This is a genomic window from Leptospira alexanderi serovar Manhao 3 str. L 60 (assembly GCF_000243815.2).
GTDB lineage: Bacteria > Spirochaetota > Leptospiria > Leptospirales > Leptospiraceae > Leptospira > Leptospira alexanderi.
In genome coordinates this window covers 1-4,532 of sequence record NZ_AHMT02000019.1, presented here as the reverse complement: position 1 = coordinate 4,532, position 4,532 = coordinate 1, and the positions used below count along the sequence as shown (strand labels likewise).

At 36.4% G+C, this 4,532-nt stretch carries 6 protein-coding genes and 2 pseudogenes; 7 read left to right on the top strand and 1 reads right to left on the bottom strand.

The window, feature by feature from the left end:
- Positions 1-573: 573 nt before the first annotated feature.
- From LEP1GSC062_RS24615 to LEP1GSC062_RS07035, 6 genes and pseudogenes are all read left to right on the top strand, one after another.
- Positions 574-1,113: pseudogene (locus LEP1GSC062_RS24615) on the top strand (hypothetical protein).
- Between the two features lie 118 nt (positions 1,114-1,231).
- Positions 1,232-1,515 (top strand): annotated as a pseudogene (locus LEP1GSC062_RS25480) (HigA family addiction module antitoxin).
- Positions 1,516-1,727: 212 nt separating this feature from the next.
- Complete coding sequence (locus LEP1GSC062_RS07050; protein WP_010576133.1) at positions 1,728-2,003, top strand: type II toxin-antitoxin system RelE/ParE family toxin; 276 nt, start codon at positions 1,728-1,730, stop codon at positions 2,001-2,003.
- 19 nt (positions 2,004-2,022) lie between these two features.
- Complete coding sequence (locus tag LEP1GSC062_RS07045; protein ID WP_010576132.1) at positions 2,023-2,316, top strand: HigA family addiction module antitoxin; 294 nt, start codon at positions 2,023-2,025, stop codon at positions 2,314-2,316.
- Between the two features lie 18 nt (positions 2,317-2,334).
- Complete coding sequence (locus tag LEP1GSC062_RS24610) at positions 2,335-2,784, top strand: hypothetical protein (RefSeq protein WP_010576131.1); 450 nt, start codon at positions 2,335-2,337, stop codon at positions 2,782-2,784.
- Between the two features lie 156 nt (positions 2,785-2,940).
- Positions 2,941-3,279, top strand: coding sequence for a hypothetical protein (locus LEP1GSC062_RS07035; protein ID WP_010576130.1), 339 nt, complete (start codon positions 2,941-2,943; stop codon positions 3,277-3,279).
- 94 nt (positions 3,280-3,373) lie between these two features.
- Here the strand turns inward: LEP1GSC062_RS07035 and LEP1GSC062_RS07030 are convergent, their stop codons facing one another.
- Positions 3,374-4,174: an IS3 family transposase gene (locus tag LEP1GSC062_RS07030; protein WP_244265091.1), complete on the bottom strand. Its 801-nt coding sequence runs from the start codon at positions 4,172-4,174 to the stop codon at positions 3,374-3,376.
- A gap of 164 nt (positions 4,175-4,338) precedes the next feature.
- Between LEP1GSC062_RS07030 and LEP1GSC062_RS07025 the strand changes: the two genes are divergently transcribed.
- Positions 4,339-4,532 (top strand): transposase (locus tag LEP1GSC062_RS07025; RefSeq protein WP_039941458.1); only part of this gene is annotated, 194 nt, incomplete at its 3' end.

Sequence of the window (4,532 nt, the reverse complement as noted above, 5' to 3'; positions counted from 1 at the left end):
TCTGTGAAAGGTTAAAAGGTTTCGGTGCTGCTCTTAGCGGTCTCAGCGGTGAGAACCTCAGGAGTTCCCGCAATCTTTGTGTGTAGTTTGATTGTCGTTTATGCACTATGAAAGAATATAAGAAGGCATAATTGCAACCTTAAAAGCTGATCCACAAAAAATCCAACAGGATCGGTAGCCCATTATCCCGAAAATTTCATTTACGACTGGTTCATCCATATGAATACATACTCACCGACGAATCTCTTAATTTAAGAATCAAAGCCTTAATAAATCCGAAAACATTAGTTCTTAAATCCATCAAAAGCATATAGGATTGCTCGATACTTCAGTTCCCGAATCGGCGCTAAGATAGAGATAGTGTTCTTAAAGTTTCGCACAAATAAAAACTTGAGCAGTGGTCAACATGAGAGCATGAGAAGGCTCCAACAACATTGTTCTTCTCCTCATTCTTTTAATGAACCTTTCAAAAGATTGTTGGTTCGTATTGGGAAAGATAACAGGATTTTATCTTGTTCATTCGAACGCATTGTTAAGAATTGAACGGATCATTTTTTATTAGGAAATTTTACTGTGAATAACGAGAAGTTTTGGAAGTGAGTGGTATTTCGGAAAAAATTCATGATCTTTTTGACACTTTAGACCAATCAGGGAAACTAGATTTCATTAAGACTGCTTTTCAAAAATTTTCCGAAAATTTACAGGAACAGTATTCTATCACGTTTAATTTAACTTTAGATATATTCGATGCAGAGAGAGAAAAAGCAATTCAAATATCCGAAGTCGGCATTAGTTGTAATGGAGGAGAGCGACCGTATTTTTGTCCGAGCAGGCGACAGTTTTAACCGATATCTCGCGAAGGGTAGTATTGTAGAAATTCCTCATTCCTACTGTCCAGTCGGTTGGGCTGAATAGGATTTTAAACAGAAAAATCAGCATTGCCCGAAATGTGGTTCCACATTCAGTACAGAGGTTAAGCTATTGATTGATTCAAATCATTGTCCTCAATGTCCTCAATGTCCTCAATGTTCGGATGGATCTATCTCATTAGAAGAACCACACTGTAATAAATGTGAATTTTATGCCGATCCTGATATTGTAGTCTGGGGCTAACGGTAAAAGAAACAGTATGTGATTTGGGTAAACGACACTATTCGAATTTGTTTCGTGTCGAACGACGGGAGCGTTATAATAGGATATATTGGAGACTACCATTAAGAGGGTTACGAGCATGAGCAAAAAATATAATCCACATCCCGGTAATATATTGAGAAATTATCTCGACGAGATTGGAGTGTCTCAGTACAAACTTGCAGCAGAGACGAGGATCAAATTTGAGTAATTTAATACTGGGCAAACGATCAGTAACTCCCGAAATCGCGATGCGACTGGGAAAGTTTTTTGGACAAACTCCGATTTTGGCTCAATCTACAAGCAACTCATGATCTGTTCGAAGTTCAAAATGCGCATGGTCGCGAGATTGACAAAATCAGAAAATATAGCGAAGCCATTTGAGTATGATGTGTAAAGGATGTATGGGCACTCTCATGAACAAATGTTCACTAATGTGACCAAATCTACATTATGGGAAGTTGAGGATATGTCTTGAATATCAAATTTCTTCGCTTCGGCTTAATTTTTAGTTAGCACACTGACATCCCTTCTCAAAGTAGCGTATTTTATTCTTGACAGTCATGTATCAAAGTGATATATAAATCAATGTGATAGTGAGTTTTGCAAACGAGGAAACAAAGTTAGTATTTCTCGGAAAGCCGTCAAAGAAGTTCCCGGCTAAAATTCACGAACGCGCAGTTAAGAAATTAAAAATGCTGAATGCGGCGAAACGTCCGGAAGATTTACTGATTCCTCCGAGCAATCGATTGCATGGGTTAAAGGGCGATCGAAAAGGTCAATACTCAATTTCTATCGACTTGCAGTATAGGATCGTGTTTAATTGGAGTGATGTGGGCGCGAGTGACGTCCAGATTCTCGACTATCATTAACAAATCAGGAGTAAGACTGATGGTAAAATTTATAAACCCTCACCCTGGGGAAATATTGCACGATATATTGGAAGAAATGGAAATTTCGGCTTACCGTTTGGCGAAGGAGACTGGTGTCCCTTCTCCGAATATATACGACATCATTTCTAGAAAGCGAGGAATTTCCGCAGAGATTTCGGCCAGGTTCGGGCGATTTTTTGAGCAGTCGGATTCATTTTGGTTGAATCTGCAAAATGAATATGACCTACGTAATATTGAACACAATCGTGAGAAAGAGCTTAAAGAAATTAAATCATACAAGCAAGTAGTATAAAATTGGAAACGGAAAATTATGGATTTATACTTTAATTCTATCTTAGCGGCTTCCATTAGCATTCTTGCTTCGGTCATTACAGCCTCATCTGCATATTATTTTACAAAGCGAAGCCAACAATTAAATGATGAAAGAAGGATCAAAGAAGAGTTCTTTCGACAATTCATAAAAGCACTTTCCGATTTAGCTATTGACAATAGTAATCGTAGCGCAAGTTTAGCTTTCTCGGAATCCATAAATATATTGTTATTAATCGGATCGCCAGGTGTGGTTAAAGCATTGATGAATTTTCATAATTATATAAAATCCGATAAAACAAAAACAGATGGAAGTTCTGATCAGAGTGATTTGCATGATGAACTACTTCATGACTTAATTAAGGAACTTCGTCTTGATCTTTTCCGTAATTTTAAAGTAAACAAAGACTTTCCGAAGATTCATCTAGTAGGTGGTCCCCAAAAGTATTAGAAAACATAGGGCACATTATCGGAAGTTGCTCATTGCATTGGATTTTTTTGCGTAAGTTTGAGTTGATGGAATAACGTGTCTTTATGATATTCGTATATTCGGTTGTTATTAGGTGTTTATGCGTCATCACTTTCAAAACAACGAAGGAAAGAAATAATGGAAAATCCCCAAGATAGTGATATAAAGGCATATATAGAAAAGAAATATTTATTCCTACTTCTCTTTCTCATTATTCTAATCTGGTCATTTTTTATATATAAAACTTATAAAAGGCCGGAAGAATTTAAAATTAATTTATTAATCAATCTTATAGGGTTAACATTCGATTCAATCGGAGTATTATTAACGTTATACACAGTTCCATATTTTGGTGCATTTTTAGATTGTGGTGAATTAGAGAGAAAAAGAGAAGATCGATTAAGAAGAAAACACAAAACTGGCCTATTACTAATATTAATAGGATTTTGTTTTCAAGCACTATCAATATCACTATAAATATGAAAAACAATAATAAGGCTGATATTTTATTAATTGAAGAGTATCTAGTTAAGAATAAATATTTGGAGTTCCCCCGAAAAACCGGACATGGCTATGCAGAGTTTTTAACTCGAAACTCGACTGGGCTCAGATAACCTAAAGCCGAGTGTCTTCTCCTTCTGTTGTAATATCTTTCGATATAGTCAAACAGAAAAAATTGTGCCTTTTGAATTGTGTTGAATTTTCTTCTGTAAACTTCCTCTACTTTCAAAGTTTTAAAAAACGATTCCATCGGAGCATTATCATAGCAATTACCTTTTCTGCTCATGCTCTGAATGAACTCATTCGTATTTAATACTTTTCTAAAGTCATCGCTTGCATATTGAACCTCTCTGTCGGAATGAAATATGACTTCTTTTGGATATCCCCTACGAGAAAGAGCTTTCTCAAAAGCCTTCAAGAGATGTTCCGTCTCCAATGTCGAACCTAATTCCCAACCAATAATCTCTCGATTGAAAAGATCTTTGATCGCAAATAAATAGATCCATTTCCCGTTGATCGGTATGTAAGTGATATCTGAAAGCCAAATCTGATTCAATCTATCTGACTTGAAAACTTGACCTAAAAGATTAGGAGCCACAGGAAGTTTGTGCTTCGAGTTCGTGGTCACAGGACGAAAAGAACACTTCCGATCGACTTTTAAACCCATTTTATGCATTCTTCTGTAAACTCGATTCTTAGATATGAAAAGCCCTTCCGATTGTAAGTCTTGATGAATTCGTAGATATCCTGATCTACTTTCATGCTCTTCAAATAGACTGCGAATTCTTTCGTCTAATTTTTGATTGGACTTTACTCTTTCGCTATCTTCTCGTTTCAACCAATCATAATAGCCGCTCTTGGATACATTCAGAATCTTGCATATATTCTCTACGGGAAAATGATTCTTTTCTATATAGTCGTCCCTGAAAAAGGGTTAAAAAGACGAATAACGTGAATAAAACGCTATCCAAAGGGAAAGAAATAAAAAACAAAATCACCGGAAAGAAGCAGAAGCCCATCCAAAACCCGGTGAAAATGAAACCAGAAACAACCTCGCAACGCCAGAATCAAAGTGTAACTTTTCGAAATAGATTAGACCAGATACTCAATCATAAACATCCGTTGTATCAATTAGCGAAGAAGATAGACTGGGGAAAATTTGAGAAAGAATTTGGGAAGCACTACACAGAGAAAACGGGTCGACCTGGATTGCCGATTCGCTTGTTAGT

Excerpts from the sequence above, each read along its gene's own strand:
- LEP1GSC062_RS07045 (WP_010576132.1), top strand. The coding sequence starts at position 2,023 with ATGGTAAAATTTATAAACCCTCACCCTGGGGAAATATTGCACGATATA.
- LEP1GSC062_RS24610 (WP_010576131.1), top strand. The coding sequence starts at position 2,335 with ATGGATTTATACTTTAATTCTATCTTAGCGGCTTCCATTAGCATTCTT.
- LEP1GSC062_RS07035 (WP_010576130.1), top strand. The coding sequence starts at position 2,941 with ATGGAAAATCCCCAAGATAGTGATATAAAGGCATATATAGAAAAGAAA.